A 5,798-nucleotide genomic window follows, 5' to 3' on the forward strand; every position below is an offset into this window, starting at 1 on the left:
CACACCCTCATCACGCTGGGTACGCCCCACACCAGCCTAGAGCGCTGGACCCGCAAAAATCTGGAGTTTGTTAATTTGACGTATCCGGGTGCGTTCTACTCGGATGTGCGCTACGTCTGTGTTGCAGGCAAAGCAATCTACGGCGATCGCTGGCGAAGCTGGTTAGCGTACAGCAGCTACAAACTGACTTGCGGCAACGGTAACACGTGGGGCGACGGGATTACACCGATCGAAGCTGCTCACTTAGAGGGAGCGGAGAATCTCACTCTGGACGGAGCGAAGCATTCTCCCCGCGCTGGTAGCCTCTGGTATGGTTCGCCTGGAGTCATTGATGCTTGGCTGCCGTTTCTAGCCTAGGTCTTTTGCTCTTATCTTAAGATTTTGTTAGAATGAATTTACAAAAGTACACACGCGCTCAGGATTCGTGTACCTCGCCATGAAAGACTTCGCCTTTATTTTCCGCCGCGCCTCGACAATTTTGGCTGTTGCGATGCTGACCCTAACGCTAACAGCCGCTGTGACCGGAATTCTGCTTGCGTTCTACTATGAACCTGCTGCGGGCGGTGCCCATGAGTCGCTGGTCATTGTAGATACGCAAGTTGCATTCGGCTGGCTGATCCACACGCTTCACAACATCGCGGGCACTGGGGCGATCGTCGTTGCCCTGATCCAAATTGTGGTGATGTTCTTAGGTGAGCGGCTGCGTCCAAGTTGGCTAACGGCGTGGGTCAGCGGCATTCTGTTTACGCTGGCGGCGATCGGCTTAAGCTGGACAGCGATGATTCTCGACTGGTCACAGCTTGGCTACTGGCGGTTCCGGATTGAGTTGGGCACGATCGAGGCGATTCCGCTGATCGGACCGCAACTGCGAGAGATTCTGACTGGGGGCGCGATCGGCACCATTACTGTGGAGCACCTGTACACACTGCACAGCTTTATTCTGTCCGTTGGAGCCGTAGGTTTGGCAATCGCGCACCTATCCGGGCTGTTGTTTCAAGAGCGTGCGATCGCCGCTGACCGCGCTGCTGAACAGTTGGCTGAGCCTGCATCTTCTGAGCCTGTGGCGATCGCGGCAGGCCAAAGCACCAACGTTACTGCCTAGTCCAGCTTCGTCCGATCACGAGCGTTGGCATCAAGCTGAGTTCCACAGACGCGACAAAATCTGGCATCTGCATCGTGCAGAGAGAGTTGGCAGGTCGAGCAAATCACCTCGACCTGTTTTGCCGTTTTTGCCAGCCGCTTGACCAGATCGCCCAACTGCCAGGGAATCAAGGCAATTCCAGTCAGGATCATCAGCACCGTTAGAAATCGTCCCATTTCCGATCGCGGGACTACGTCTCCAAACCCCACAGTGGTCATGGTTGCGACCGAAAAGTAAACAGCATCCAGAAACGTTCTAAAGGCGCTGGCATTGGTAGGATGCTCAACTTGATAGATTAATCCTGAAAACACAAAAATGATGATGAACAGCGTCAGCAAAATCCGAGCAAAAATTGCGCTGTCTTCGCTGGTGATGTAGCCGACGATCGTCTTGCCCTCGATAAATCGAATTAGACGCAGAATCCGAAACCAGCGGAAAATCCGAAGAAAGCTGACGTCAAACAGGCCGATTAAAAATGGCACTACTGCCAGAAGATCAATCAACGAGTAAAGGCTGAAGAAGTATCGCAGCCGATTCTCTGCGCACCACAGCCGCAGCGCGTACTCGATCGCAAACACTAATAAAACAGCCGTATCGATAACGTTCAGTGCCGATCGAATGTTTGTCGGAATCGGATATGTCTCTGCTACAAAAATTGCAGACGACAGCAGCACTAATCCAGTAATCGATAACGTAATTGCTCGACCTACAGGCGTCTCTATATCTTCTAAATAAAACCGAGTTGTCGATCGCGTCATGGACTAACTTTGAACTACGAATTACAAATTACGAATTCTCACTGACCGCCGCACTCCCCTCCCACCGCATTTTGATCCTACGCCCAATGAGATAAGATGACGGGGCACACGTGAACAGCCGCCGCGTGGGGGAAGCCCGGTGTAAGTCCGGCGCTGTGCCGCAGCTGTAAGGAAAATCATGAATGATGAGCGTTGAGTTAGTTGCTCACCATTCACGTTAGTTTCCAAGCCAGAATACCTACGTGCTGCTTATTCACTCTATTTCCCGCGTCGCACGGGGAAGGAGTTGTTACCGATGATTGTTTCCAATTCCAGTTCTTCATCCATTTCAGATCAGACAATCCCATCGATTTCGCTACCGCCGCTGCCGCTGCATCGTCCGCTGCTAATGATTGGACACGGCACCCGCGATCAGGAAGGTCGCCAAAGCCTGCTCGATTTTGCCGCTGCGTATCACGCGCTTGATCCATCTCGTCCAGTACTGCCCTGTTTTCTAGAGCTTACAGGACCGACGATTCAGGAAGGAGTTGACCAGTGCGTTGCTCAAGGCTATACGGATTTGTCCGTGCTGCCTGTGCTGCTGTTTGCAGCACGACACAATAAATTTGATGTCACTAACGAGCTAGACCGATCGCGCCAGCTCCATCCGCACGTCACCTTTCACTACGGGCGACACTTTGGCATTACGCCAGGAATCATCGATCTTTGGCGATCGCGACTGGCAGACCTCGATCAACCGGAACACAATCCACAGGGTATTGGGCGAGAAGAGACCGTCTTGCTGTTTGTTGGACGCGGCTCTAGCGACCCCGACGCCAATGGCGACGTGTTTAAACTGGCGCGAATTTTGTGGGAAGGCAGCGGCTACCAAACCGTGGAAACCTGCTTCATTGGCATTACCCATCCCCGCTTAGAAGAAGGGTTCCGTCGCGCCCGACTTTATCAGCCTAAGCGCATCATTGTATTGCCCTATTTCTTGTTCACTGGGGTGCTCGTCAAGAAAATTTTTGATGTCACCGCGCAACAGCAGGAACAGTATTCATCGATCGACCACGTCTGCTTGCCAGAAATGGGCTTACATCCCCAGCTGTTTGCGGTTCTGCGAGAGCGGGAAATTGAAACTCAGCTAGGACAGGTGCAAATGAATTGCGAGATGTGTAAGTTTCGACTCGCCGCAGGTCATGATCACAGTCATGGTCACGGTCATAGCCATTCCCACGAGCACGGACATTCTCATCCTGCTGATGACCCCTACGCTAGCTTGGAGGGCTATCATCAAAAAATTTGGCAAGCACCATAACCTGGTGTTAAGGCTGTCCTTCTAGGGGTGAAGCATTCGGTAGATCACTTTCCAAGCTGCCCAACAAGCCACTGCCCGAATGCTTTGCCCTTACCGATAAACTATCTCATCTAAAACCTATGTCGAAAGAATTTTCGGTGGGCGATCGCGTCCGAATTGCCGCGCTTCCTCCCTACGTCAAAACCGCTGATCCAATGCCAATGATGCGCCCTGCGACAGTCATTTACTTGGGCGAAGAAGGCACAATTTTAGACCGACGACCGGGCGGCTACTGGGGTGTGCGTCTAACGAACGGTGCCTATTTACTAGATAGTCAGTACTTAGAAGCTGTGGAAATGTGAAGGCTGTATCAAGCAGAACGATTTCAGAAATAAATGTCATCAAAAAAAGACGGTTAGGGCAGAATAGCAGTGCCATTACTGGGTAGCCTTATGCCTGCTGGGAATTCGCTCACTACAGCTACACTCCTGTATCTCACACCGAACGCTCAAACCCTTCAGGATACGGTCACCCAGACCGCCAACGATTATTACCGCTTTAATGTCAGCTACCGCAGTAGCTTCAACCTTGCACTCACTGGATTGACCGGGGATGCTAATGTTGTGCTGCTCGATCGCGCGGGCAATCCGCTCAGTCCAGCGCTTAACTCCTCAAATGCTGGAAATTTTTCTGAGTCAATCAACACGATTTTAGAGGCGGGCACCTATTATGTCCGCATTCTACCCAGTGCTGCTACCTCATCTGAGACTGCTTATAGCCTCAGTGTGTCGATCGACAACACGCTGAAACCAGATATTCTCTGGCGACATTACGGCAGTGGTGAGAATGGGGTTTGGTCTTTAAACCGGGAGACCTTTTTAGGGTCAGCCGCCATTCAACCCACCCCGATCGATCCAAGTTGGACCTTGGTTGCTGCGGCTGACTTTAATCAGGATGGGCAGTCGGACATTCTCTGGAGAAATCGTGTTTCAGGAGAGAACGCTGTTTGGTTGATGAATGGCAGTACCCAGATCGCGGGCATTTATCTGCCAACCGTAGCGGATCAGAATTGGACGATGATTGCCGCCGCCGATTTTAACGGGGATGGTCAGAACGATATTCTATGGCGCAACTCTGCGGTTGGGGCGAATGTCGTCTGGTACATGAATGGCACAACCTATGAGGACGGCAATTTTGGCACCCTGAACTCAGTCGGAGACCCTAACTGGGTGCTACACGATGCTGCCGACTTTAACAGAGATGGAAAGCCTGATTTACTGTGGCGCAATTACGCTACGGGCGACAATGCCGTTTGGATTTTGGACGGCGTTAATCAGGTGTCTGGAGATATAATTCTCAGCTTCTCAGACCTGTCATGGTTCATACAAGGAACCGGGGACTTTAACCAGGATCGCCAAACCGATATCCTTTGGCGCAACTATCGGACTGGCGAGAATTTGATTTGGTTCATGGACGGCATCACTTACAATTCGGCAGCGGCGATTTCGCTCACCGTCCCTGATCTAAATTGGCAAGCCCGATCGCCCTTCACTCGCGCCGAAGCGCCTCCTGCGATCGACGTTGCTGCAAACACCTTTAGCACCGCCTTTAATATTGGTAGCGGTTTGGTCGGTAGCGGCACGTACCGCGACGTTGTAGGCGTTACAGATGCTGAAGATTACTATCAGTTCAATCTCAATGTCGCTAGCAGTCTGGATTTGTCGCTAACTGAACTCGCGGCAAACCTGGATGTACAGCTACTTAATAGTAATGGCACATTGATTCAGAGTGGGACACAGAGCGGCAGCACCCCTGAATCCATTCGTCGAAACCTTGAGGCGGGGACGTACTACGTCCGTGTGTTCGCGGCTGAGGGAAATAGCTCTTATCGGCTGAGTTTGCGGCTGAACAACTCGCCTGTCTTAGTGACGAATGCACCGCTAAGCCTGAACGAAGGGAACTCTGCGAATCTAACCCGCGATCTGTTGCGTGTTACCGATGCGGACAACTTAGCTGAGCAACTGGTTTACACCGTCAACAGCCTGCCAACCACCGGAAGTTTGTTGCTCGACGGTGCTTCGCTGGGAGTCGGCGGTACTTTCTCCCAGGTCGATCTCGATGACGGTAGACGCTTGGTTTATCAGCAAAACGGCAGCGAAGCGCTGACCGACAGCTTCCGGTTCACAGTGTCAGACGGCAGCAGCGTACTTAGTGGCAATACGTTTACGATCCAGGTAACAGGTGTAAATGACCCACCCGTGCTGACGGCACCGATCGCGAGATCGGTCGATCAAAACGTTAACAGCGCGATTTCTGGCATCACCGTCACCGACGCGGATGTTGGCAGCGCAACCGTTAGCGTCACGCTTAACGCCGTGAATGGCGTTCTGTCGCTGTCATCCGCGACCTTGCCCGATCTGCGGTTCTCACAGGGAGATGGTCAGGACGATCGCTCGATGCTGTTTAGTGGAACGCTCAGCACCGTGAACGCGGCGCTACAAACGCTAATCTACCGCAGCGATGCCGCTTTCCAGGGAACTGATACGATCTCAATCTTGGTAGACGACAACGGCAACACTGGATTAGGCGGACGGCTGACTGACAACAAATCCGTCACGGT

At 52.3% G+C, this 5,798-nt stretch carries 5 protein-coding genes, 1 pseudogene and 1 riboswitch; of the genes and pseudogenes, 5 read left to right on the forward strand and 1 reads right to left on the reverse strand.

The genetic code is table 11. From position 1 onward, the window contains the following. Together H6F43_RS12770 and H6F43_RS12775 are read left to right on the forward strand one after the other, a co-directional pair. Window positions 1-357, forward strand: a pseudogene (locus H6F43_RS12770) (lipase); the annotation flags it as partial. Window positions 358-436: 79 nt separating this feature from the next. Further along, window positions 437-1,102, forward strand: a complete 666-nt coding sequence (locus H6F43_RS12775) for a cytochrome b N-terminal domain-containing protein (RefSeq protein WP_190343130.1) — start codon at window positions 437-439, stop codon at window positions 1,100-1,102. Here the strand turns inward: H6F43_RS12775 and H6F43_RS12780 are convergent. After that, window positions 1,099-1,899, reverse strand: coding sequence for an ion transporter (locus H6F43_RS12780; protein WP_190343131.1), 801 nt, complete (start codon window positions 1,897-1,899; stop codon window positions 1,099-1,101). The two genes, H6F43_RS12775 and H6F43_RS12780, sit on opposite strands and share 4 nt — an antisense overlap. A 91-nt stretch (window positions 1,900-1,990) precedes the next feature. Beyond that, window positions 1,991-2,160, forward strand: a riboswitch (cobalamin riboswitch). Window positions 2,161-2,194: 34 nt separating this feature from the next. On the opposite strand from H6F43_RS12780, the gene H6F43_RS12785 reads away from it, so the two are divergent. From H6F43_RS12785 to H6F43_RS12795, 3 genes are all read left to right on the forward strand, one after another. Next, window positions 2,195-3,199, forward strand: a complete 1,005-nt coding sequence (locus H6F43_RS12785; RefSeq protein ID WP_190343132.1) for a sirohydrochlorin chelatase — start codon at window positions 2,195-2,197, stop codon at window positions 3,197-3,199. Between the two features lie 119 nt (window positions 3,200-3,318). Beyond that, window positions 3,319-3,540: a regulatory protein SipA gene (sipA, locus tag H6F43_RS12790; protein WP_190343133.1), complete on the forward strand. Its 222-nt coding sequence runs from the start codon at window positions 3,319-3,321 to the stop codon at window positions 3,538-3,540. Window positions 3,541-3,630: 90 nt separating this feature from the next. After that, window positions 3,631-5,798, forward strand: a 2,168-nt coding sequence (locus H6F43_RS12795) for an FG-GAP-like repeat-containing protein (protein WP_190343134.1), incomplete at its 3' end; no start/stop codon positions are given.

Origin of the sequence: Leptolyngbya sp. FACHB-36, assembly GCF_014695955.1 — a bacterium.
Lineage (GTDB): Bacteria > Cyanobacteriota > Cyanobacteriia > Leptolyngbyales > Leptolyngbyaceae > FACHB-36.